This window comes from Streptosporangium carneum (genome assembly GCF_027922005.1).
In the GTDB taxonomy this organism is placed as follows: domain Bacteria; phylum Actinomycetota; class Actinomycetes; order Streptosporangiales; family Streptosporangiaceae; genus Streptosporangium; species Streptosporangium carneum.
In genome coordinates this window covers 64401-87753 of the sequence record NZ_BSEV01000022.1, presented here as the reverse complement: position 1 = coordinate 87753, position 23353 = coordinate 64401, and the positions used below count along the sequence as shown (strand labels likewise).

Annotated in this window: 20 protein-coding genes, 4 tRNA genes and 1 riboswitch; of the genes, 14 read left to right on the top strand and 10 right to left on the bottom strand. The window is 71.0% G+C overall.

Annotation, left to right across the window (positions count from 1 at the left end; translation table 11 throughout):
* The first annotated feature begins 14 nt into the window (after positions 1 to 14).
* Both PKF00_RS33380 and PKF00_RS33375 read left to right on the top strand, forming a co-directional pair.
* A complete protein-coding gene (locus PKF00_RS33380; RefSeq protein ID WP_271221694.1) occupies positions 15 to 830 on the top strand; it encodes a sirohydrochlorin chelatase in 816 nt (271 codons plus the stop codon).
* 62 nt (positions 831 to 892) lie between these two features.
* Positions 893 to 1300 carry a nitroreductase family deazaflavin-dependent oxidoreductase gene (locus PKF00_RS33375; RefSeq protein ID WP_271221693.1) on the top strand — a complete coding sequence of 136 codons (408 nt, stop codon included), beginning with the start codon at positions 893 to 895 and terminating at the stop codon, positions 1298 to 1300.
* Between the two features lie 52 nt (positions 1301 to 1352).
* Here the strand turns inward: PKF00_RS33375 and pgeF are convergent, their stop codons facing one another.
* Complete coding sequence (gene pgeF / locus PKF00_RS33370) at positions 1353 to 2039, bottom strand: peptidoglycan editing factor PgeF (protein ID WP_271221762.1); 687 nt, start codon at positions 2037 to 2039, stop codon at positions 1353 to 1355.
* 96 nt (positions 2040 to 2135) lie between these two features.
* Here pgeF and PKF00_RS33365 point away from each other — a divergent pair, with 96 nt between their 5' ends.
* Positions 2136 to 2504, top strand: coding sequence for a PH domain-containing protein (locus tag PKF00_RS33365; RefSeq protein ID WP_271221692.1), 369 nt, complete (start codon positions 2136 to 2138; stop codon positions 2502 to 2504).
* Between the two features lie 110 nt (positions 2505 to 2614).
* On the opposite strand, the gene PKF00_RS33360 is transcribed toward PKF00_RS33365, so the two are convergent.
* Both PKF00_RS33360 and glgA read right to left on the bottom strand, forming a co-directional pair.
* Complete coding sequence (locus tag PKF00_RS33360) at positions 2615 to 3757, bottom strand: PQQ-dependent sugar dehydrogenase (protein ID WP_271221691.1); 1143 nt, start codon at positions 3755 to 3757, stop codon at positions 2615 to 2617.
* A gap of 134 nt (positions 3758 to 3891) precedes the next feature.
* Entirely contained in the window at positions 3892 to 5076 is a 1185-nt protein-coding gene (gene glgA, locus PKF00_RS33355; RefSeq protein ID WP_271221690.1) for a glycogen synthase, read from the bottom strand.
* A 43-nt stretch (positions 5077 to 5119) separates the two neighbouring features.
* Between glgA and glgC the strand changes: the two genes are divergently transcribed.
* The 3 genes from glgC (at position 5120) to PKF00_RS33340 (ending at position 7615) form a co-directional block, all read left to right on the top strand.
* The gene (glgC, locus tag PKF00_RS33350) at positions 5120 to 6352 is read left to right on the top strand and encodes a glucose-1-phosphate adenylyltransferase (protein WP_271221761.1); all 1233 of its coding nucleotides are present in this window, start codon (positions 5120 to 5122) and stop codon (positions 6350 to 6352) included.
* Between the two features lie 161 nt (positions 6353 to 6513).
* Complete coding sequence (locus PKF00_RS33345) at positions 6514 to 7230, top strand: TetR/AcrR family transcriptional regulator (RefSeq protein ID WP_271221689.1); 717 nt, start codon at positions 6514 to 6516, stop codon at positions 7228 to 7230.
* Positions 7231 to 7240: 10 nt separating this feature from the next.
* Positions 7241 to 7615 (top strand): VOC family protein, encoded by a 375-nt coding sequence (locus tag PKF00_RS33340; RefSeq protein ID WP_271221688.1) that lies wholly within the window; start codon positions 7241 to 7243, stop codon positions 7613 to 7615.
* Here PKF00_RS33340 and PKF00_RS33335 read toward each other — a convergent pair.
* A complete protein-coding gene (locus PKF00_RS33335) occupies positions 7591 to 8373 on the bottom strand; it encodes an enoyl-CoA hydratase/isomerase family protein (protein WP_271221687.1) in 783 nt (260 codons plus the stop codon). The genes PKF00_RS33340 and PKF00_RS33335 overlap by 25 nt on opposite strands.
* Before the next feature lie 183 nt (positions 8374 to 8556).
* Between PKF00_RS33335 and PKF00_RS33330 the strand changes: the two genes are divergently transcribed.
* A complete protein-coding gene (locus tag PKF00_RS33330) occupies positions 8557 to 10131 on the top strand; it encodes a pentapeptide repeat-containing protein (RefSeq protein ID WP_271221686.1) in 1575 nt (524 codons plus the stop codon).
* 33 nt (positions 10132 to 10164) lie between these two features.
* Here PKF00_RS33330 and PKF00_RS33325 read toward each other — a convergent pair whose 3' ends face one another.
* The 6 genes from PKF00_RS33325 to PKF00_RS33300 all read right to left on the bottom strand — a co-directional run bounded on the left by PKF00_RS33325 (position 10165) and on the right by PKF00_RS33300 (position 18257).
* Entirely contained in the window at positions 10165 to 11184 is a 1020-nt protein-coding gene (locus PKF00_RS33325) for a mechanosensitive ion channel family protein (RefSeq protein WP_271221685.1), read from the bottom strand.
* Between the two features lie 61 nt (positions 11185 to 11245).
* Positions 11246 to 12241, bottom strand: coding sequence for a ribonucleotide-diphosphate reductase subunit beta (locus PKF00_RS33320; RefSeq protein ID WP_271221684.1), 996 nt, complete (start codon positions 12239 to 12241; stop codon positions 11246 to 11248).
* Between the two features lie 174 nt (positions 12242 to 12415).
* Complete coding sequence (locus PKF00_RS33315) at positions 12416 to 14623, bottom strand: ribonucleoside-diphosphate reductase subunit alpha (RefSeq protein ID WP_271221683.1); 2208 nt, start codon at positions 14621 to 14623, stop codon at positions 12416 to 12418.
* A gap of 190 nt (positions 14624 to 14813) precedes the next feature.
* A riboswitch (cobalamin riboswitch) is annotated at positions 14814 to 15011 on the bottom strand.
* Between the two features lie 4 nt (positions 15012 to 15015).
* Positions 15016 to 16035, bottom strand: a complete 1020-nt coding sequence (locus PKF00_RS33310) for a Bug family tripartite tricarboxylate transporter substrate binding protein (RefSeq protein WP_271221682.1) — start codon at positions 16033 to 16035, stop codon at positions 15016 to 15018.
* A 111-nt stretch (positions 16036 to 16146) separates the two neighbouring features.
* Complete coding sequence (gene glmS, locus PKF00_RS33305; RefSeq protein ID WP_271221681.1) at positions 16147 to 17967, bottom strand: glutamine--fructose-6-phosphate transaminase (isomerizing); 1821 nt, start codon at positions 17965 to 17967, stop codon at positions 16147 to 16149.
* Positions 17968 to 17981: 14 nt separating this feature from the next.
* Positions 17982 to 18257 (bottom strand): hypothetical protein, encoded by a 276-nt coding sequence (locus PKF00_RS33300; protein WP_271221680.1) that lies wholly within the window; start codon positions 18255 to 18257, stop codon positions 17982 to 17984.
* Positions 18258 to 18411: 154 nt separating this feature from the next.
* On the opposite strand from PKF00_RS33300, the gene PKF00_RS33295 reads away from it, so the two are divergent.
* The 7 genes from PKF00_RS33295 (at position 18412) to PKF00_RS33265 (ending at position 23336) form a co-directional block, all read left to right on the top strand.
* A complete protein-coding gene (locus PKF00_RS33295; RefSeq protein WP_271221679.1) occupies positions 18412 to 20298 on the top strand; it encodes an N-acetylmuramoyl-L-alanine amidase in 1887 nt (628 codons plus the stop codon).
* A gap of 112 nt (positions 20299 to 20410) precedes the next feature.
* Positions 20411 to 20485, top strand: a tRNA-Gly gene (locus PKF00_RS33290).
* Positions 20486 to 20507: 22 nt separating this feature from the next.
* A tRNA-Cys gene (locus tag PKF00_RS33285) sits at positions 20508 to 20578 on the top strand.
* A gap of 77 nt (positions 20579 to 20655) precedes the next feature.
* Positions 20656 to 20727 (top strand) — tRNA-Gly (locus PKF00_RS33280).
* Positions 20728 to 20741: 14 nt separating this feature from the next.
* Positions 20742 to 20816: transfer RNA gene (locus PKF00_RS33275), tRNA-Val, on the top strand.
* Positions 20817 to 21067: 251 nt separating this feature from the next.
* Positions 21068 to 22228: an acyl-CoA dehydrogenase family protein gene (locus PKF00_RS33270; RefSeq protein ID WP_271221678.1), complete on the top strand. Its 1161-nt coding sequence runs from the start codon at positions 21068 to 21070 to the stop codon at positions 22226 to 22228.
* Between the two features lie 283 nt (positions 22229 to 22511).
* The gene (locus PKF00_RS33265) at positions 22512 to 23336 is read left to right on the top strand and encodes a hypothetical protein (protein WP_271221677.1); all 825 of its coding nucleotides are present in this window, start codon (positions 22512 to 22514) and stop codon (positions 23334 to 23336) included.
* The last annotated feature ends 17 nt before the right edge of the window (positions 23337 to 23353 follow it).

Sequence of the window (23353 nt, the reverse complement as noted above, 5' to 3'; positions counted from 1 at the left end):
TAGAGTCCGCGCATGTGAGTGAGAGTTCCATCCTCCCCGTGCGCGGGCGCGCCGTGCGGCCCTCAGGCAGGCACCGCAGGCCCGTGCCCTCCCACCTCCCGCCAGAGGCACCGGCACTGGTGCTGGCCACGCTCGGCGACGCCTCGGGTGTCGCCGCCGACCTGGCCGCCCTGATCCGAGGGGACAACCCACAGATCGAGGTCCGCCTCGCCGGCCTCGGCGAAGACGGCAAGGAGCTGACCTCCGAGCTGGAGGACGCCGCCCGCGAACGCCCCGAGGACGGCACCGCCGCCATCGTGGTGCCGCTGCTGACCGGGCCGCACCCGGTCGCCGACGGCCTGATCGCCAGGGCCGTCGCCTCGAGCGGGGTCTCCGTGACGGTCACGGAGTCGCTGGGTCCGCACCCGCTGCTCGCCGAGGCGCTGCACATCCGCCTCGCGGAGAGGGATCTGGCCAGGGCCGACCGCATGCGGCTGCTCAACGTCTCCAGCCCCGTCGACGGGGTCGTGATGACCACCGTCGGCGGCGAGAACGCGGCGGCGGAGGCGCAGCCGACGGCCGTGCTCCTCGCCTCGCGGCTGACGCTGCCCGTCCTGGTCGCCTCACTGGACAGCGCCCCCGAGGTGGCGGGCGCGGTCGAGCGGCTGCGCGGCATCGGCGCGCAGCGCATCGCGCTGTCCCCCTGCCTCATCGGCCCCGAGGCCGTCCTGGGGCTGGCGGAGGCGGCCGCGGCGAAGGCGGGCGCCGACTGCGCCGAGCCTCTCGGCGCGCACGGGCTCATCGCCGACCTGGCGGCCCGCGCCTACGGGAGCGTCCTGGCCGCGGGCTGATGTGAGGGATCCCCTCCGGCGGGTATCCGCCAGGTACGACTGTCGCCAGAGGGGATCTGATCATGTTGTTCGGAAAGGAGCACGTCGAGCGCTACCGCGCGACCGACGGCGCCGAGGGGCACGAGTGGCAGGGCACCACGGCCCTGATCCTGACCACGACGGGACGCAGGACGGGCGAGAGGCGCGACGCGCCTCTCATCTACCAGCGCCACGGCGACGACTATCTCGTCGTGGCGTCGAACGGCGGGGCCGACGCCCCGCCGACCTGGTATCTCAACCTGCGCGCCGATCCCGAGGTCGAGGTCCAGGTGCTGGGCGACCGGTTCAGGGCGAGGGCGCGCACGGCGACGCCGGAGGAGAAGCCCGAGCTCTGGCCGATCATGACCGCCGCCTGGCCCGCCTACGACGAGTACCAGACGAAGACCGATCGGGAGATCCCGGTGGTCGTGCTGGAGCGTCTCCCGTCCTGATCACGGTGCCGGCGGGGGTGACGCGGTTCGGGGGAGACGGGGGCGGGGAGGCTCAGCCCTCCAGCCAGACGTAGCCGGCGAAGCGGCCGGTCGGCTGGTCCCTGCGGTGGGAGAACAGGTCGGCGGTCTCGATGGTGCAGCGGGTGTCGTGGGTGACGTCGCGCACCCCCGCCTTGCCCAGCTGCGAGGTGATCGCGGCGCGCAGATCGAGGGCGGGGGTGTCCTCGCGGGTGATCGACCACGCCTCGGGGAGCACGGCCGCGACCTCGGCGCGGAGCGCGACGGGAACCTCGTAGCAGCTGCCGCAGGCCATCGGGCCGATCAGGGCGGTCATCCTCGCCGGGTCCGCGCCGCGTCGCGCCATCTCCTCGACCAGCGCCGGGACCACGCCGAGGACGGTGCCGACCCGTCCCGAGTGCGCGGCTCCGACCAGGCCCGCCTCGGGATCGGCCAGCAGGACGGGGGCGCAGTCGGCGCAGAGCGCCGCCAGGCCGAGGCCGGGAACGTCGGTGCAGACGCCGTCGAGGGCGGGCGGGTCGTCGCCGAACGGCTCGGTCACATAGCGGACGTCGGCGCTGTGCACCTGCCGCATGAACACGACCCGTTCGAGGCCGAACTCGGCGGCGGTCCTGGCCCGGTTGGCGGCGACCGCGCCGGGGTCGTCCCCGCACATGCCTCCGAGATTGCGGCTGCCGTACGGCTCCGCGCTGACGCCGCCGCGGCGGTTGGTGATCCTCATCTGAAAGTTCACGGCCCCGACCTTACCCACCCGCGGAACCCCCCTCTTGGCGCATTCGTTCTCCAGGATGACGGGGCATCACATACTGGGAGCGTCATGACAAAGATCGCATACGACCGGAGGGAACAGCTACAGCAGATCGAGAGCGGCCTGCTGCCGGATGAGCAGATCATCGCCGTCTACGACGCGGTCGGAGCGGGCACCGGTTTCCTCGGGCTGACCGACAAACGCGTGATCGTGCAGGACAAGTCCTTCGCGGGGAAGCGGCTCGCGCTCACGAGCATCCCCTACAGCAAGGTCTCGGCGGTCAGCGTGGTGAGCAACCGGTCGTTCGCCGGTTCCTTCTTCTCGTCGGGGGCGATCGCCATCCACGTGGGCGCCCACACCTACGAGGTGGAGTTCCGGGGGGACGAGAAGGCGCACCACGTGCACAACGTGATCCTGCACTTCATCACCTCGGGCTGAGCCTCCGGCCGCCCCGGCCGCGCGCGTTCGGCCGAGCGGCCCCGAGGGGTCCGGGGCCGGGGCCGGGAGAGCGGCCCGAGGGAGTCGAGGGCGGCCGGGAGCGCGGGAGGTCAGGAGACGGTGACCCGGAGGATCCGGTCGGAGCCGTCCGGCTGCCCTCCCATTCCGTCGGCGTTCGTCGTGGACAGCCAGAGCCGGTCGGCGCCGGGAACCTTGACGACGGTGCGCAGCCTGCCGTAGACGCCCTGGTAGTAGGCGGTCGGCGTCCCGGTGCCCTCACCGGGGCACAGCGGGACGCGCCACAGGCGCTGTCCCCGCTGGGCCGCCATGTAGACGACGTCGCGGACGATCGCGATGCCGCTCGGCGAGGCCTCGGAGGTCGGCCACGTCCGCTTGGGGTTGGTCATGCCGGGGGTGTCGCACTCGCCCTCGCAGACCGGCCAGCCGTAGTTGCGGCCCGGCTTGATCAGGTTGAGCTCGTCGAAGGCGTTGTTGCCGAACTCCGCCTCCCACAGGCGGCCCCTGGAGTCCCAGGCGATGCCCTGCGGGTTGCGGTGGCCGTAGCTGTAGACGAGCGTGCCGAAGGGGTTGCCCGGCGCGGGCGCGCCCGAGGTGGTCATCCGCAGGATCTTGCCGTTGAGCGAGTCGCGTCTCTGCGCGTCGTCGCGGTTCAGCGCGTCACCGGTGGTGGCGTACAGGTAGCCGTCAGGACCGAAGGCGAGGCGGCCGCCGTTGTGGAAGCGGTTCTTGGCGATGCCGCGCACCAGGACCGTGTAGTCGGCCAGCGTGCGGCCGTCGTAGGTCATCCTGGCGATCCGGTTGCCCTCCTCGGCGCTGTGCATGAAGTACACGTAGTGGTTCCTCGTCCAGCGGGGGTCGACGGCGACGCCGAGCAGGCCGCCCTCCCCGCTGGTCGTCACCGTCTCGGGCACCGTGCCCACCTCGGCCCTGGCCCCGGCGGGCGTGGCCCTGAAGACCCGGAAGCTGTCGCGTTCGGTCACCAGGGCGTCGCGCCCGCCCGGCAGCCACGCGATTCCCCAGGGGATCGACCAGCCGGTGGAGACCTGCTCGACGCGGGACGGCGCGCCGCCGCCGCACCGGGCGCCTGCCTGTCCGGCGTCCCCGTCCCGCTGGGCGGCGGAGCACGCCCCCGCCGCCGCGGCGGCCCCGGGCGTCGCGAGTGTCGCGAGCAGACCGAGGACCGTCGTGAGGAGCACCCCGGAAGAGCGCCCCCGAGCCTTTCCCTGAACCATTACCCCTCCTGACTTTCTGTGTCAGACGAACTGGCGGGCTCGCACAAGATCGACTCTGTCCTACCCAGCCGGAGGGGCGAATCACCACGCGTGCGCCGGTTCACCAGCGATGTCGCCGGCGGCACAGCCGACGGTCAGGACCGGCCGACCGACCGGTACAGCTCCATCGTCCGTTCGGCGATCCTGGCCCAGGAGAAGTGCTCGACGGCCCTGACCCGTCCGGCCACCCCCATCTCCGCCGCCAGCGACGGGTCGGCCAGCAGCCGGTTGACCCGTTCGGCGAGGTCGGCGGCGAAGCGCTCCGGGTCGTCGGGGGTGCCGTCGGCGGCACTCTGCGCGATCGGCACCAGCAGGCCGGTCGAGCCGTCGGCGACCACCTCGGGGATGCCTCCGGTCGCGGTGGCGACGACGGCGGTCTCGCAGGCCATGGCCTCCAGGTTCACGATGCCCATCGGCTCGTAGATCGAGGGGCAGACGAAGACCGTGGCGTGGGTGAGAATCTGGATCACCTCGGGGCGCGGGAGCATCTCCGAGATCCAGACGACGCCCTCCCGTTCCCGCTCCAGGCCCCTGACCAGCCCGGTGACCTCGGCGGCGATCTCCGGAGTGTCGGGCGCGCCCGCGCAGAGCACGAGCTGGGCGTCCGGCGCGAAGTCCCTGGCCGCGTGGAGCAGGTGGACCAGGCCCTTCTGCCGGGTGATCCTGCCGACGAAGACCACGTACGGCCTGCCCGCGTCGATCCCGTGCCTGGCCAGGACGTCGACGCCCCGGTCGGGGGCGTACTCGTCGGTGTCGATCCCGTTGTGGATCACGGAGACCCGCTCGGCGGGTATCTCCGGGTAGCAGGTCAGCACGTCACGGCGCATCCCCTCGGAGACGGCCACGATCGCGTCGGCGGTCGCCAGCGCGCCGCGCTCGGCCCACGACGACAGCGTGTAACCGCCGCCCAGCTGCTCGGCCTTCCAGGGGCGCAGCGGCTCAAGGCTGTGGGTCGTGATCACGTGCGGCGTGCCGTACAGCATCTTGGCCACGTGGCCGGCGAAGTTGGCGTACCACGTGTGGCTGTGCACCAGGTCCGCGCCCTCGCAGCCCGCCGCCATCTCCAGGTCGACGCCGAGCACCTGAAGCGCGGCGTTGGCCGACTCCAGGCCGTCGGGAACCCGGTAGGCCTGGACGCCGCCCTCGGAACGCGGCGCTCCGAAACAGCGGACCCGGACGTCCGCGAGCCGGCGCAGCTCCCGGGCGAGGTACTCGACATGGACCCCGGCCCCGCCGTAGACCTCGGGTGGATACTCACGACTCAGCAGATCAACGCGCATACGATCACCATAGTGTTTCAGCCCTGTTCATCAGGTTAAGGTCCTGGTTATGAGAGTCCTCGCGGTTGTGCTCGCCGGTGGTGAAGGCAAGCGACTGATGCCACTGACGGCTGACCGGGCCAAGCCCGCGGTACCTTTCGGGGGGATATACCGGCTCGTCGACTTCGTGCTGTCGAACCTCGCGAACGGTCACTATCTGCAGATCGTCGTGCTGACGCAGTACAAGAGTCACAGCCTCGACCGGCACGTCTCCCAGACCTGGCGGCTGTCGTCCATGCTGGGCAACTACGTCACTCCCGTGCCCGCGCAGCAGCGGCTCGGGCCGCACTGGTTCTCCGGCTCGGCGGACGCGCTGTTCCAGAACCTGAACCTGATCTACGACGAGATGCCGGAGCACGTCATCGTGTTCGGGGCCGACCACATCTACCGGATGGATCCCCGGCAGATGGTGGCCAAGCACATCGACTCCGGCGCGGATGTGACGGTGGCGGCGATCAGGCAGCCCCTGTCGCTGGCCGACCAGTTCGGCGTGATCGAGACCGATCCCGCGGGACGGCGGATCACGGCGTTCCGTGAGAAGCCCAAGGACGCCGTCGGCCTGCCGGACGCGCCCGACCAGGTGTACGCCTCGATGGGCAACTACGTCTTCAGGACGCAGGCGATGCTCGACGCGCTGCGGGAGGACGCGCTCGACCCGACCAGCAAGCACGACCTGGGCGGGAACATCATCCCGATGATGGTGAAGTCGGGCACCGCCGAGGTCTACGACTTCGCCGACAACGTCGTGCCGGGCTCGACCGAACGCGACCGCGGCTACTGGCGGGACGTCGGAACCCTGGACGCCTACTACGAGGCCCACATGGACCTCATCTCGGCGCACCCGGTCTTCAACCTCTACAACAGCCAGTGGCCGATCTACACCGGCCACGACCCGCTGCCCCCGGCCAAGTTCGTGCACAACGACGGCGACCGCGTGGGCCGGGCGATCGACTCGCTCGTCTCGGCGGGCGTGATCGTCTCAGGAGGGCTGGCCGAGCGCTCCATCCTCTCCCCCGGCGTGGTGCTGCACTCCCACTCCCAGGTGGAGGACTCGGTGCTGATGGGCAACGTGAAGGTCGGCCGGGGCGCCATCGTCCGCAAGGCCATCGTCGACAAGAACGTGGTCATCCCGGACGGGGCCCGGATCGGCTTCGACCTCGAATACGACCGCAGCCGTTTCGCGGTGACCCAGAACGGCGTGGTGGTCATCGGCAAGAACGAGATCGTCGACCGATGACCCGTCCGGCCGGTGGCGCACGATCCACCGGCTGGACGGCCCGCGGGGCACGACAGCGCAGGCGTTCGGAGACGGCCGCCCCTCGAAAGACGAGGGGCGCCCGTCTTGGCGTTCCGGAAAAGCCGTTGACGGAGTGAGCACTCACTCCGCATCATGAAGACATGTCACCCACCCCTCCCCGGCGGCGCGCGCCGGGAATGAGACCCGAGCAGCGGCGTCAGATGATCGTCCTGGCCGCGCTCCCCCTGGTCGCCGAACACGGAAGCGCGGTCACGACCGCGCAGGTCGCCAGGGCGGCGGGAATCGGCGAGGCCACGATCTTCCGGGCCTTCGCCGACAAGGACGAGCTCCTGGACGCCTGCGTGGTCGAGGCGCTGCGCCCCGACCACGTGCTGGAACAGCTCGCCGCCGTCCCCCTCGATCAGCCGCTGACCGACCGGCTGGTCGAGGCCGCCGACGCCATGCGAGCCCACATGGCGCGGATCGGCGCCGTCCTGGGCGCCCTGCACGCCTCAGGGCACCGCTCCCGGGGCCGCCCCGGAAGAGGAGCCCCCACGGCCCCCTCCCGAACCGCCCCGGAACCCGCGCGGACCTCCGCGGAACCGGCTCAGAGCGCCTCGGAACCCGCCCCGACCGCGGAGGGAGACGTCCGGAGCGGCGGCGCTCCCCCCACGGGCCGAGAGGCCTCGTTCAGGGAGACCCGCGAGGCGCTGACCGAGTTGTTCGAGCCGGATCGCGACCGGCTGCGCCTTCCCCCCGAGCGTCTGGCGACGCTCTTCCTCAACCTGACCTTCTCGACCGCCCGCCATCCGGCGGGCGACCCGGAACCGAGCACCGCCGAGATCGTGGACCTGTTCGTCCACGGCGCCCTGAGCTGAGAGGACCGTCATGGCCGTCACGCTGAACCACACCATCGTCCCCGCCGCGGACAACGAACGGGCCGCCAGGTTCTTCGCCGACGTCATGGGGCTGGAGTGCCTGCCGCCCGCGGGGGCGCACGGGCACTTCGCCCCGGTGCGGGTCAACGACTCCCTCACCCTCGACTACATGACCGTCGACGCCCCCGAGGGCCACCACCTGGCCTTCGACGTCGACCCGGCGACCTTCGACCGGATCCTCGCCAGACTCAAGGAGCTCGGCGTGCCGTACGGCAGTCATCCCGCCCACCCGGACAACGGCCGCGTCGACCACCCGCTCTGTCCTCGCGGGCTGTTCTTCGTCGACGAGGTCCGCAACCTCTACGAGGTCATGTCCCCCGAGTGATCCCCGAACGACCAGGAGAAGCGCGCGGCCCGTCCTTCCAGGAAGGCCGCGACGCCTTCGGCCGCCTCCTGGCGTGACTCCCGCTGCCACCGGCGGAAGCGCGCCTCGTCGACCCGGCCGTCGACGATCTCCTTCGTCGCGGCCAGGGTGAGCTGGGAGCGTCCCGCGAGGGTGCGCGCCAGGCCGTACACGCGCTCTGGCAGCGCCTGGGACGTGTGCGCCTCGTCGACCAGGCCGGTGCGCAGCGCGGTGGCCGCGTCGAAGAGGTCGGCCGAGTAGAGCATGAGCTTGGCGGTGGACCTGCCGACGACGTCGACGAGGCGGCGGGTCGAGCTCAGCGGGTAGACGATGCCGAGCTTGGCGGGGGTGATGCCGAAGCGGGCGTCCAGCGCGGCGAGGCGCAGGTCGCAGGCGAGGGCGAGCTGACAGCCGCCGCCCACGCAGAAGCCCTCGATCATCGCGATCGTCGGCTTGGGGAACTCCGCCAGCGCCCGCTCCGCGGCGACGGTCAGGCCGGTGTCGTCTCCCCCCTCCGACAGCCCCGCGATCTCGGAGATGTCCGCTCCGGAGCAGAAGGTGCCGCCCGCGCCCGTGAGCACGAGGACGCGCACGGCCCGGTCGGCCGCCAGCGGCGCGACGATCCCGGGCAGCGCCCGCCACATGGCCGCGCTCATCGCGTTGCGCTTGCCGGGACGGTCGATCCGCAACGTGGCGACGTGGTCGTCGACGGACAGCTCGAAACCATCGGAGATCTGCACGGGACAGATTCTCCCCGGACGTTCCTCGCAGAACGCCACCGCACCCCCGAAACACGAAATACCGGATGTTGGAAACCATCCGCTCATGTCATGATCATGTCTGCCCGTCAATTTCGTCGAGCCCGAGCGGCCGGCCGGGAGCGCCCGCCTCCCGCGCGACGCCACACGTGTAAGGAGACCGCATTGCGACTGGCGCGCCCCTTCCTGCGGCTGACCCCCGCCGAACGTCGGGTCTGGGACGCCTACCCCTCGGGCGCGTGGGTCGACCTGCGAACCGGGGACGCCGAGGCCGACGACCCGGCGAACGGGGACGGATGGGGACCCGAGCGGACGATCAGGGCGGAGGTCCTCTCCGCGCTGCTGCTCGGCGCACGGCAGGCCGAACCCGGCAAGACGGCGGGACTGCGGCTGGCGGGCGCGCACGTGACGGGGGTGCTGGACGTCTCCGACGCCACCCTGACCGGCAAACTGCACCTGCTCAACTGCAACCTCCCCGAAGGGGTCTCCCTCACCGACGCCACAACGGCCGGCGTCCGGTTCCGGGGCTGCGAGATAGAACGGGTCAGGGCGGCCAGGTGCACGGTCAACGGCCTGCTCGAGTTCGACGGCTCCACGATCCGCAGCGGGGTGCGACTGGACAACGCCACGGTGAACGGCCAGTTCAGGCTCGCGGGGACGCGGCTGAGCTCCCCCGAAGGCACGCAGAAGGCGTCCGAGAGCGTGCTGCAGGACGTGCGCAGAAACCTCTCCGAGGCGGAGATGCGCGACCGCGGGCTCGGCCAGAGCCAGTGGGCGCTGTGGGCGGGCGGCCTGACCGTCGAGGGCGGGGCGTTCATGCGGGACATGCGCGTCACCGGTGGGATGCGGATCATCGGGGCGAAGTTCAACGGCGGGATCTACCTGCAGAGATCCGTCATCGAAGCGACGGGGCCCTACGCCGTGCAGGCGGACTTCATGGAGTCGGGGGCGGCGGAGTTCAGCGCGGGGTTCACCGCGACGGGCACGGTCAGGATGCGCAACTCCCGCGTCCACGGCGTCCTGTCCTTCGACGGGGCGACGCTGAAGGCCCCGGGGCGGGTGCTCCACCTCAGCCACGCCCAGGTCGAGGAGCTGATCCTGCGGCCCACGTCCATCGAGGGGGAGGTCAACCTCGCCTACTCCCGCATCGGCGTCCTGCTCGACAGCCCGTCCGGCTACCCGGACGGGGTCTACCTCAACGGACTGACCTACGAGGCGCTGCGCGGCGGCGACTGGACGGTGACCGACCGCCTCTCCTGGGTGGCCAAGGACCCGTACGGCTACCGCCCCCAGCCCTACGAACAGCTGGCCACCTGGTTCCGCAAGATCGGCCACGAACCGGACGCCCGGCGGGTGCTGCTGGCCAAGCAGCGCCAGCGCCGCCACACGCTGAGACCGACCGGCAGGATCTGGGGCAGGCTCCTCGACCTCGTCGTCGGATACGGCTACCGCCCCTGGCTCGCCGGGCTGTGGGTGGCGGTGCTGCTGACCACCGGCACCGTGGTCTTCTCGGCCGTGCCCCCGACGCAGATCGACCCGGACGAGGTCAGGAGCTTCCAGCCGCTCGTCTACACGCTGGACCTGCTCGTCCCGGTGAGCGTCTTCGAGCAGCGAGGGGCGTGGGAGCCGGTCGGCTGGACCCAGTGGCTGGCCTGGACCCTGGTCGCCTCGGGCTGGATCCTGGCCACCGCCATGATCGCGGGCGCGGCCAGGGTGCTGCGCCCAAGCCCGTCCTCCTAGCGCCCAGGCCCGTCCTCCTGGCGGCGGGCGCGCCTAGGCGGTGTCCACCCTGAATCTGGGCAGCGACTCGGGATACTTCTCCCTGACGAACTTCACCAGGTGCTCACGCATGTCGCACTTGAGGTCGAAGGCGCTGGGAGAGTCGGCGGCGCTCATCAGCGCGCGCACCTCGAGAAGCCCGTTGGGCAGGGTGTCGGTGACCTGGAGGGTCCAGTCCTTCTGGTCCCACAGCGGGTGCTCGCGCAGGGCCCGGTAGAGCTCGGTGCGCAGCTCGTCGACGGGGACCGTCCAGTCGATCCGGAACATCACCGCGCCGATGACCCTGCTGGTGTGCCTGGTCCAGTTCTCGAACGGGTTGGTGGTGAAGTAGGAGACCGGAAGCACCAGCCTGCGCTCGTCCCACAGCCGCAGCACCACGTAGGTGAGGCTCAGCTCCTCGATCCGGCCCCACTCCCCCTGCACGACCACGACGTCGTCCAGTCTGAGCGCGTCGCTGAAGACCAGCTGCAGCCCGGCCAGCAGGTTGCCCAGCATCGACTGGGCGGCGATGCCGACGACCACGCCCGCGATGCCCGCGGAGGCCAGCAGCCCGGCGCCGAGCGCGCGCACCTGCGGGAAGGTGAAGAGCATGGCGCCGAGCGCCAGGATGATGATCACCGCGGAGGCGACCCGCCGGACCAGGGTGATCTGGGTGCGGATCCGCCTGGCCCGCCGGTTGCGTTCGCCCTCGACGGTGACCAGGCGGTCGAGCACGACGTCGGTGACCGCGTACGCGGCCTGGATCCCCAGCCAGGTGGCGCAGCCGATCATGAGCAGGCTGATCGCCCGCTCGATCGCGTCCTCGACCGCCCCCTCCGCCATGCCGGGGCGGTAGACCACGTTGGCGGTCGCCACGACCGCCAGGGCGAACGCGGGCCAGGTGCAGCGGCGCACGAGCGGAGCGGCGAGAACCCACTTCTCGCCGATCAACCTCCAGCGCAGCGCCCGCCGCACCATCTCCACGCAGGCCACGGCGGCCAACATCGAGGCGATCAGGATGATCCATCTGGACACTGACGGCTTTCCCCCCTGGTCGTCGGTTCCCGGACTGGATGCCCCCGGATCCGCCGCCTATTCAGAAGGACTCGTCGAAAGCGACGTTCCCCTCGACGGCTATCTGGTAGGCCGAAACCCTCCGTTCGAAGAAGTTGGCCAGTTCCTGGACGTCCTGCAGCTCCATGAAGGCGAACGGGTTGGCGGTGCCGTACCTGACGGGCAGCTGGAGCCGGACGAGCCGCTGGTCGGCCACGTACTCAAGGTACTGCCTCATCTGCCCGACGCTCATCCCCGACAGGCCGTCGCCGCACAGGTCGGCGGCGAACGCCAGCTCCGCCTCGACCGCCTCCTCCATCATCCGCGTGACCTGGGCGCCGAGCCTGTCGTCGAAGAGCTCGGGCTCCTCGGCCCGTACGGTGTCCACCACACTGAAGGCGAACTCCATGTGCATGGACTCGTCGCGGAAGACCCAGTTGGTCCCGGTGGCCAGGCCGCCGAGCAGACCCCTGGAACGGAACCAGTAGACGTAGGCGAAGGCGCCGTAGAAGAACAGGCCCTCGATGCACGCGGCGAAGCAGATCAGGTTGAGCAGGAACGCCCGGCGGTCGTCCTGTGACTCCAGGCGGGTCAGGCCGCCGAGGGAGTCGATCCAGCGGAAGCAGAACTCGGCCTTGTCCCTGATGGAGGGGATGTGCTCGACCGCGGCGAAGGCCTTGACCCGCTCCTCGTGGTCGGGCAGGTAGGTGTCCAGCAGGGTCAGGTAGAACTGGACGTGCACGGCCTCCTCGAACAGCTGCCTGCTGAGGTACAGCCGCGCCTCGGGGGCGTTGACGTGCTGGTAGAGGTTGAGCACCAGGTTGTTGGCCACGATCGAGTCGCCGGTCGCGAAGAACGCGACGAGACGGTTGATCAGATGGCGCTCCTCGGGGGTCATCCTGGACAGGTCCGCCAGGTCGGAGTTGAGGTCCACCTCCTCGACGGTCCAGGTGTTGCGGATCGCGGCCCGGTAGCGTTCGTAGAAGTCCGGGTAGCGCATGGGCCGGAGGGTGAGGTCCATGCCGGGGTCGAGCAGCATCGGGGAAGGCCTTTCGCTGGGCGGCGCCCGTTCGCGGGCGTCGTCGACGGCCCCCGGCGGAGCGCGCCGCCGGAGGTCGCCGGGAGTGGTCGTCGGGAGTCGCGGCCGGACGTCCGCCGGAACCCCGCGCGGAGGTCCGCCGGGGTCGCCGCGCGGGCGTCCGTCAGGGACGGGTCACTGGCAGGCGTCGCAGTACTCGGGGTTCTCCAGCGAGCAGGCGACGGCCCCGCTCTCCGCCTCCGCCTCGGGGACGGCCCTCGTCACGGTGGTCTGCGCGATCCTGGTGGCCGGACGGGAGCGCAGGTAGTAGGTGGTCTTCAGGCCCGACTTCCACGCGTAGGCGTACATCGAGGAGAGCTTGCCGATGGTCGGGGTCGCCATGAAGAGGTTGAGCGACTGCGACTGGTCGATGTACGGCGTGCGCGCCGCGGCCAGGTCGATCAGCGCCTTCTGCGGCAGCTCCCACGCGGTCCGGTAGAGCGCCTTGAGGTCCTCGGGAACGCCGGGCACGTCCTGGATCGAGCCGTCCGCCCGCTTGATCGCGTCGCGGATCTGCGGGGTCCACAGGCCCCGGGCCGACAGGTCGCGGACCAGATAGCGGTTGACCTGCAGGAACTCCCCGGAGAGGGTCTCGCGCTTGAAGACGTTCGAGACCTGCGGCTCGACGCACTCGTAGCAGCCCGCGATGGAGGCGATGGTGGCCGTCGGGGCGATCGCGATCATCAGCGAGTTGCGCAGGCCGGTCTCCGCGATCCGCTCCCTGAGCGCCGTCCACCTGTCCGAGCGCGCGGCGTCGTAGTGGTCGGGGTGCAGCACGCCGCCCGCGGCGCGGGTGTCGTCGTAGGAGGGGTGGCGGCCCCGCTCGACCGCCAGGTCGGAGGAGGTGGCGTAGGCGGCGAGCGCGATCTCCTCCGAGATCCGGGTGGACAGCTCGAGGGCCTCCGGCGAGTCGAACGGCAGCCGCAGCGCGAAGAAGACGTCCGCGAGGCCCATCACGCCCAGCCCGACGGGCCGCCACCGCTCGTTGGCGGCCCTGGCCTCGGAGGTCGGGTAGAAGCCCAGGTCGATGGTCCTGTCCAGGAACCGCACCGCGGTGCGCACCGTCCGGCGCAGGCGCGCCCAGTCGACCTCCCCGTCGGCGAGGTGGGCGGCCAGGTTGATCGAGCCGAGGTTGCAGACGGCCGTCTCCGCGTCGCTGGTGACCTCCAGGATCTCGGTGCAGAGGTTCGACAGGTGGATGACGTTCTCCGGGCGGGCCGTCTGGTTGGAGGTCCGGTTCGCGGCGTCCTTGAAGGTCATCCAGCCGTTGCCGGTCTGGGCGAGCGTGCGCATCATGCGGCCGTAGAGGGCGCGGGCCTGGACCCGCCTGACGAACACGCCCTCCGCCTCGGCGGCCCGGTAGGCCTCGTCGAAGGCGGCGCCGTACAGGTCGGTGAGGTGCGGGACCTCCTTGGGGTCGAACAGCGACCACGTCTCGTCGGCCTCGACGCGGCGCATGAACTCGTCGGGGATCCAGTTGGCGAGGTTCAGGTTGTGCGTGCGGCGGGCCTCCTCGCCGGTGTTGTCGCGCAGTTCGAGGAACTCCTCGACGTCGGCGTGCCAGGGCTCCAGGTAGACGCAGGCCGCGCCCTTGCGGCGGCCGCCCTGGTTGACCGCGGCGACGCTGGAGTCCAGGGTGCGCAGCCACGGCACGATGCCGTTGGAGTGGCCGTTGGTGCCCCGGATCAGCGAGCCGCGCGAGCGGACGCGGGTCCAGGCGATGCCGATCCCCCCGGCGTACTTGGAAAGGCGCGCGACCTGCCCGTAGCGCTCGTAGATGGCCTCGAGCTCGTCCCTCGGCGAGTCGAGCAGGAAGCAGGACGACAGCTGGGGCCTGCGGGAGCCGGAGTTGAACAGGGTCGGCGAGCTGGGCAGGTAGGACAGGGTGGTCATGAGCGCGTACAGCTCGGCGGCCTCCTCGACCGTCTCCGACAGGCCGCAGGCCACCCGCAGGAAGAAGTGCTGCGGCCGCTCGAGGACCCTGCGGGTCCGCGGGTGACGCAGCAGGTAGCGGTCGTAGACGGTGCGCAGCCCGAAGTACTCGAACCGGTCGTCGGCGTCCGGCGCCACCAGCGCGTCGAGCGCCTCGGCGTTGGCGGCGACGAAGTCGGCGAGCCGGTCCTGGAGGAGTCCGGCCGCGTGGGTCGCGGCGATCGACTCGGAGAAGGTCCTGACCCCGTGCTCGGCCGTCTCGTCGGCGATCAGCTCGGCCAGCAGCCGCGCGGCGACCCTGGAGTTCTCCGGGTCGGTGATCACCCGGGCGGCCGCCTCCTCGATGGCCAGCTTGCGCTCCGCCGGGTCGTGCCCGGTCTCGTCGACGACATCGGCAAAGGTCTGCGTCACGTTCCACCCCTCGCGTGTTCCCCGTACGGCTCCCGCCGGAGGACACGCGTCCGCGGGCGGTTTCCGGGCACGCCGGACCGCCTCGCTCCGCGGGCCCTCCCTCGAGGCCCTGGACAGTCTCCGTGGCAGGGTCCGCCTCGGCTCGCACTCCCGGGCACGCCGCACGCGTCCCGGGGCCGAGCCCCGCTCGCCCTTCCACACGCCGCCGGCAGGTCTTCGGACTCACGGGCGTCTCGCGCATGCCTACCGGCCGTCGCTTCCCAGGCATGGCTCACCCAGTGCTCATGACGGCTGTCGTTCCCGTTCACCGCTGCGGGGCAGTCCCGGACTCACACCGGGTTCCCTCTTACCTCGCCCCGAGGGGCGAACCAGCAACGAGCAGGATCCTACATCTAGTGCCGCCCGACGCAACTACCCCAACAACTTGTGTCGGAGGTGTTCGGCAGTCCGAGCTCGTTGAGCACTCCCCGGCTGCGGCGGGTCTCGGCGACGAGCCAGTGGCGGAAGTCGTCGCCGCTCAGGCAGGCCCGGTTCCAGCCGTTGACCGCGCACACGGCCCGCCAGCGGGGGGAGGCGTCGATCCGCTCGCACAGGGCGACGGCCTCGCCCCGGTCCGCGGGGCTCATGTCCCGGGGGCCGAGCACGCCGCACCAGTCGGCGTACTCGAGCCGGACCTCCCGCTCCTTCAGGGTCGGCGCGTCGATCCCGTCGATCCGCTCGCCCGAGGAGACCACGAGCGGCCGCACCCGACCGGCGGAGATCTCGGGCAGGAAGGAGCGCGCCGCCCCCAGGAGCGCGGCCACGCGGCCCTCGCGGAGGGCCTCCACCCCCTCGGCCCCGGTCGAGTAGCCCGCGTACTCCAGCAGCCTGACGTCGACGCCGAGGCACTTTCCGATCATGCCGTAGAGCACGTGGTCGGAGCCGCCCTCCAGCCTGCCGCCGACCACCAGCTCCGCCGGGTTGCGGCGGAGCACGGCGGCGAAGTCCTCGAAGGTGCCCAGCAGGGAGCCCGCGGGGACGACCAGGGCCGCCCACTCCCCCGCCAGCCTGGCCAGCGGGGTCGTGGCCTCCATCACCGAGGCGACGTCGGCGCTCTCCGCGTCCGCCGTCACCGGCATGCCGGTGACGAGCACCCTGCCCTCGCGCGCGAACGGGCCGCGCGCCGCGGTGAACGCGGCCAGCGAGGCCGCGCCCGTGCCGGACTGGTCGCTCACCTCGACCGCCCCGACCAGCCCGTCCCCCTCCAGGGCCGCCGCCAGCGCGCGGGCCGCCCTGTCCCAGCCCTGGCCGCGCGGGGCGGAGGCGACGACGGTCAGCCTGCTCGACAGCACCGCCCCGGAACGGCCCGTCCCGCCGCAGCCGCCCGCGGCCATGACCCCCAGCGCGAGCACGAAGAACCGCCTACGGCGCATAAGCGTCCCTTCCGCCAAGATCCCCCAGATCTATCGATACCCTACGTTACACAGTCACTACCATTCGTAGTGGGCCCGGGGGGCGTCATCGCGGAGGGGCCGCGCCCCGCCTCACTCCACGGTGACGCTCTTGGCCAGGTTGCGGGGCTTGTCCACGTCGCGGCCGAGCGCGACCGCGGCGTGGTAGGCGAACAGCTGGAGCGGGATGGACAGCAGGATCGGGTCGAGCTCGATCTCGTTCCTGGGCACCACCAGACAGTCGTCGGCGAGCTTGGGATCGGCCGTGCGGTGGCCGACCATGAGCACCCGGCCGCCGCGCGCGCGGATCTCGCCCAGCGTGGTGAGGTTCTTGTCCAGCAGCTCGTCGTCGGGGACGATCGCGACGGTCGGCATCTCGGGGCCGATCAGCGCCAGCGGCCCGTGCTTGAGCTCGCTGGCCGGATAGGCCTCCGCGTGCACGTAGGAGATCTCCTTGAGCTTCTGCGCGCCCTCCCTGGCCACCGGATAGCCCCTGACCCTGCCCACGAACATCATGCTCGGCGAGTCGGCGTACTTGCCGGCGAGCTCCTTGATCTGCGGCTCGAGGGCGAGGATCTCCTTGATCTGCCCGGGCAGCGCGCGCAGTCCCTCGCAGACGCGGCGGCCGTCGGCCGGGGACAGGTCGCGCACCCGGCCCAGGTGCAGCGCCAGCAGCGCGAAGGCCACCGCGGTCGAGGTGAAGGCCTTCGTGCTGGCCACCGAGACCTCGGGGCCCGCGTGCAGGTAGAGGCCGCCGTCGACCTCGCGCGCGATGGCGCTTCCGACGGTGTTGACGATGCCGAGCACCCGGCCGCCCTTGCGCTTGAGCTCCTGGACGGCGGCGAGGGTGTCGTAGGTCTCCCCCGACTGGCTGATCGCCACGTAGAGGGTGTCGGGCTCGACGACCGGGCTGCGGTAGCGGAACTCGCTGGCCGGCTCGGCGTCGGCCGGGATCCGCGCCAGCTCCTCGATGAGCTGGGCGCCGATCTGACCCGAGTAGTAGGCGGAGCCGCAACCGATGATCTTGACCCGGCGGAAGGAGCGGGTCTCCCGCGCGTCCATGTTCAGACCGCCCAGGTGGGCGATGTGGAAGCGGTCGTCAAGGCGCCCGCGCAGCGTCCTGGCCACCGTCTCCGGCTGCTCGGAGATCTCCTTGAGCAGGTAGTGCTCGTAGCCGCCGGTGTCGTAGTGCCCGGCGTCCCAGTCGACGGTCAGCGGCTCCTTGGCCGTCTCCCGCGCGTCACTGGCGAAGGTGTGGAAGCCGTCGGCCCTCAGCACCGCGAGCTCGCCGTCCTCCAGGTGCACCACCTGGCGGGTGTAGCGGACCAGCGCGGCCACGTCGGAGGCGGCGAACATCTCCTTCTCGCCGATGCCCAGCACGATCGGGCTGCCGTTGCGCGCCACGACCACCTCGCCGGGGCGCTGGGCGTCGATGACGGCGATGCCGTAGGTGCCGACGACCCGCTTGAGCGCGCCGCGGACCGCCTCCTCCAGCGAGTCGGCCTCCTCGACGGTGCGGGCGATCAGGTGGGACAGCACCTCGCTGTCGGTCTCCGACAGGAAGACCGCGCCGTCGGCCTCCAGCTTGGCCCGCAGTTCGTCGGCGTTCTCGATGATGCCGTTGTGCACGACCGCGATGCGCTCGTCGGCGGACAGGTGCGGGTGGGCGTTGACGTCGCTGGGCGCGCCATGGGTGGCCCAGCGGGTGTGTCCGATGCCCAGGGTGCCCTTGAACCGGGCGGGCACGGCCGCCGCCAGGTCCGCGACCCTGCCCTTGACCTTGCGCATCTTCAGTCCCTTGTTGGAGACCACCACGCCGGCCGAGTCGTAGCCGCGGTACTCAAGGCGCTGCAGGCCCTCCAAGAGGATCGGAGCCGCGTCCTTCGGCCCGACATAGGCCACAATTCCGCACATCTGATGACCGCTCCTTACCCGTAGACGATCCGGCGCAGTTGGCGCAGGGAGAGTTCCGGTGCCGCGACACGGCGGGACCCCAGCTCGGCGGCGATGCGGGGGAAGATCACGTCGTTGACCAGCCCCCTGGCCTTGAGCTCGGCATGACGCCGCTGGACGAACTCCTCGACGGGTTCGGAGAAGTAGGCCAGCACGTCGGCCACGACACGCGCCGCCTCCCCCGGCCCGAGCGCGCTCGTCCGGGTCAGGTGGGCGATCAGGTCCTCGTGGGGATTCCATGCCGTCGACACAGAGGAGGACCATACGCAGGCACGACGCGGTTTACCAAGTTTTCTGCCCGATTTCGGGCAGAAAACATTGCCGTGGATCTCCCTCCACCCAGCCATAAGACAATCGGTAATCTCTCATAACTCTGAGTAGTCATCTGGTCGGAAGGGAACCACTATGCGCCATCTGCCAGGGATCTCGATCGTTGCGGCTCTCGCCGTATTGATCCCCGCCGCCCCGTCGCAGACGTCACCGGACGGCGGGAGCGGCGGCCCGCAGGAGGCCTTCGCCCTGGCGGCCAGGTCGTACGGCGTGCCGGAGAACGTGCTGCTCGCCGTCTCCTACCTCGAGTCACGATGGGACGGCAACCACGGGCTGCCCAGCGTCTCCGGCGGCTACGGCCCCATGCACCTCGTCGACGGACAGGCTCCGCCCGGACCGAGCCACCACGTCCACGGCGACCCACGGGGCGACGAGACCCGGCCGCGCCGGATCACGGTCCCGGACATCGCCGCGGTCCCTCCCGAGGACACCCTGCGCAGGGCGGCGGAACTGACCGGGACGGATCCGGACGTGCTGCGCGAGGACTTCACAGCCAACGTCCAGGCGGGGGCCGCGCTGCTCGCCGACTACCAGCGGCGGACGGGCGGGCTGCCAGGGGCCGGCCCTGCGGGCTGGTACGCCGCGGTGGCGCGGTACTCGGGCTCGGCCGACACCTCGGCGGCCTCGGCCTTCGCCGACGAGGTCTACGCGACGATCCGCTCGGGCGCGGCACGCGTGACCGACGGCGGCGAGCGCGTGGTCCTGCCCGCCTCCCCCGGCCTGTCCCCGGCGCGTCCGCCCGCCATGACCCGGCTGGGCCGCGTGCCCGGCGCGTCGGCGCCCGACTGCCCGAAGGACCTGGCCTGCGACTGGATTCCCGCCGCCTACCAGCGGACCAGGGGCGGCGACCACGGCAACCACGACCGCTACAACGGGCGCCGTCAGGTCGACTACATCGTCATCCACGACGGGGAGACCGGCTACGACGTCATGACCCGCCTGGTCAAGGACCCCGACTACCTGAGCTGGCACTACACCCTGCGCTCCGGCGACGGGCACGTCGCCCAGCACCTGCGGACCGACGACGTCGGCTGGCACGCGGGCAACTGGTACTTCAACTCCCGATCCATCGGCCTGGAGCACGAGGGCTACGTCGCCAAGGGCGCCTGGTTCACCGAGGCGATGTACCAGGCCTCGGCCAAGCTGGTCCGCTACCTCGCGCAGCGCTACGACATCCCCCTGGACAGAGCGCACATCCTCGGCCACGACAACGTCCCCGGCACCACCCCGCAGACCGTGCGCGGCATGCACCAGGACCCCGGCCCCTACTGGGACTGGAACCACTACTTCGAACTGCTCGGCCGCCCGCTGACCGGATCTCCGGACTCCGGCGCGCGCTCGGTGCTGATCAGCCCCGACTACGCCGCCAACCAGCCGCGCTTCACCGGCTGCACCAAGGCGGGCGACTGCCCGGCCATGAGCGCCGCCTCCGTCTGGCTCCACACCCGCCCCTCGCAGTCGGCCCCGCTGGTCAAGGACATCGGCAGGCACCCCCACGAGAACTCGACCTACAGCGTCTACGACCACGCCGCCCGCGCCTCGACCGGCCAGCGCTACGCCCTCGCGGGCCGCGAGGACGACTGGACGGCGATCTGGTACCTCGGCCAGAAGGCCTGGTTCCACGACCCCGCCGACGCCCCGACGTCGACGCCCGCCTCCGGGCTTCTGGTGACCCCCCGCCGCGGTCTGTCATCGGTCAGGGTGTACGGCAGGGCCTACCCCGAGGCCTCCGCCTACCCCAGGCGCGTGCAGGTCCAGAGGCTGACCCCGCTGCAGTACTCCCTGCCCGCGGGGCAGTTCTACAGCCTGGGCATGACGACCCGGAGCTCCTACCTGCGGTCGATGGCCACGGCCCGGACGAGCCACCGGATCGTCAGGGGGGACGCGCGCTACCGTCAGATCCAGTTCGGCCACCGGGTGATGTTCGTCCGCGCCGCCGACGTCCGCGTGGTCTCCCCCTGAGAACACGACGGTTCCGCGCCGTGAATCCTCCAGTGGCAGCCCGGTTGCGCACATCTGCCCGCCGGAAGCGCTAGAGTTTTCACGTGCACCCGGACACCGCTCCGGGAGCGACGCGGAAGTGGCTCAGTGGTAGAGCATCACCTTGCCAAGGTGAGGGTCGCGGGTTCGAATCCCGTCTTCCGCTCCAGCAGACCCCTTCGGGTCTGACTGGTGGAGTGGCCGAGAGGCGAGGCAACGGCCTGCAAAGCCGTGTACACGGGTTCAAATCCCGTCTCCACCTCAGTGCACTGACACCGGGCCCTCCGGGATCCGGTAAAGTAGCGCGAGTGCCGCGGAGGGGAAACCCGAAGCAGACACGCGGAAGTGGCTCAGTGGTAGAGCATCACCTTGCCAAGGTGAGGGTCGCGGGTTCGAATCCCGTCTTCCGCTCTGGTCTCACCCGAGGACGATTAGCTCAGCGGGAGAGCGCTTCCCTGACACGGAAGAGGTCACAGGTTCAATCCCTGTATCGTCCACCACCAGAAAATCCCAGGCCTACGGCCTGGGATTTTCCTTTTCCCGGCCGCCGCCTTCCCCGCCGCCTTCCCCGCCGCCTTCCCCGCCGTCGTCCCCGAGACGGCACCGCGCCCGCGGCGACCTCCCCTCCGACGGAACGACTCCACGACGGGCGGCCCGTCAGTAATTCATGTATTCCCTACTTGTTTGATTGCTTTTTCTGTCGGGCGATGTTTCGATGGCGACCAAGCGAGAGCGTCGAAAGCGAGGCACGATGGGCCGTCAAGAGGGCAGGAGACTGCTGACCGACGAGCTGCTCCGGGGGGTCGCCAAGCGCGCCCCCGGCTACGACCGGGACAACGTCTTCTTCACCCAGGACTTCGAGGAGCTGAAGGAGCTGGGATATCTCGGCGTCGCCGTGCCCGAGGCGCTCGGCGGCCACGGCTTCACCCTGCCCGAGGTCGCGCTCGAACAGCGTCGCCTCGCCTACCACGGGGCGGCCACCGCGCTGGGGATCAACATGCACCTCTACTGGACCGGGGTGGCCGCCGACCTGCACCACGCCGGAGACGGCTCTCTCGACTGGCTGCTGCGTGAGGCCGCGGCGGGCAGGGTGTTCGCGGCCGGGCACGGCGAGGCGGGCAACGACCTGGGGCTGGGACACTCCCTCGTCAGGGCGGAGCCGACCGGGGACGGCGGCTACCGTTTCCACGGCCGCAAGACCTTCACCTCCCTGTCCCCCGTCTGGGACTGGCTCGGCCTGCACGCCCTGGACACCACCGACCCGGAGAACCCGAAGGTCGTGCACGCCTTCACCCGGCGCGAGGACCCCGGCTACCGGATCGAGGAGGTCTGGGACACCCTGGGGGCACGGGCGACCAGCAGCCACGACACGGTCCTGGAGGGAGTCGAGGCCGCCGCGCCGTACGTCACACGCGTGCTGCCCGCCGGGCCGACCGGAGACCCGTTCGTGGCGAGCATCTTCGGCTGGGTCTTCCCGCTGTTCGGCAACGTCTACTACGGCATCGCCGAGCGCGCCCTCGACCTCGCCGTCGCGAGCGCCAGGCGGGCCGTCTCCCAGGAGCTCGGGGGCAGGACCTTCGCCGACCACCCCCTGGTCCAGTGGAACGTCGCGGAGGCGGCGTTGCGGCTCCAGGCCATCGAGGCGCAGATCGACGGCGTCGCGCGCGACTGGGCGGAGGGCGTCGACCACGGTTCCGCCTGGCCCGCCAGGCTCTTCGGCGTCAAGTACAACGCGGTCGAGGGCGCGAAGGAGGTCGTCGACCTGGCCCTGCGGGTGGCGGGCGGCGGGTCCTTCTTCCGCAGGAACGAGCTTGAGCGCCTCTACCGCGACGTCCGCGCGGGCGGCTTCCACCCGCCGAACGCCAACCTGGTCCACGACGTCGTCGGCAAGACCGCGCTCGGCGTGCTCTGACCGTCTCGGACACCCCGTCCGGAACCGTCTCAGGGACCGCCCCGTGCCCGGCCGGACAGCCCGCCGTTCCCGGCCCCCACAGGCGCCCGGCGGGCGACGCCGGGGGCCGGGAACGTCACGGTCCTGTTTTTCACACGCGACTCTTACCTCCGAGGAGGCAACATGGAGGGACGCATAACGTAAAACCGGTTAATCGCCACGCCCGTCGGCGCGTGGCGGAGGGGACGAGCCTGTGCACCGCGTGGTGGTCGATCCGGGGGTACCTACGGAGGTTGCCAACCTCATGCGCCGGCACGGGCCACTGCTCTCCCGCTTCAGGTCCGGCTGGAACCCCGAGCCCGACGGCACATCAAGGGTTCCGGCCGCGCTCGTGGCCGCCTTCGGGAGCACGGTCCTGCTGGGCCTGGGCGGAACCGCGCTCGTCGGCGTGCCGGTGGCGTTCTCCGTCACCGCGGCCGTCATCTGCCTGCTCATCCTCAGCTGTGTCTACTTCGCGACGAAACCCGCCCCCGCGGACTCCGTCGAACGCGTCCTGTACCGCCACTCGCGGCAGCACCAGGGGCGTTACCTGATCCTCGAGGACTTCGACTTCGCCGCGAGGGAGCTGCTCGGCCGGGCCCAGCGGGCGATCGACCACATCCTGCGCTCCCGGGTCAACGTCATGGGCATGCTCGACAGCGTGCGCAACGCCGTGATGCTCCCCGCGGAGGAGTGGGAGATCGCGCGGCTGCTGACCAAGCTGTCCGAGCTGCGCGCCAGGCACCGTCACCTGGCCCGGGGCGGCAGAAGCCCCGAGGTGGCCGCCGCGATGGCGCCGATGGAACGGGCGCTCACCGCCAGCGAGGCCGCCGTCGTCGCGCGGGTCGAGGCACTGGAACGTTACGCCGCGCACGTCACGCAGGCCGACCGCGCCCTCGTCTCCCAGGGACAGATCGAGGTGCTGCGCGCGCACCTGCCGGAGTACGAGCAGCTCGTCGCCGAGACGGGCGCGGCCCGCTTCTTCGCCCCCGAGATCGGCAGCCTGAGCGACGACGCCGACCACCTGAGGCGCGCCCTGCGCGACAGTCTCCGTTCCGCTCATGAGGCGTTCCGCTATCTCGACGGATGATCTGGAACATATGATCT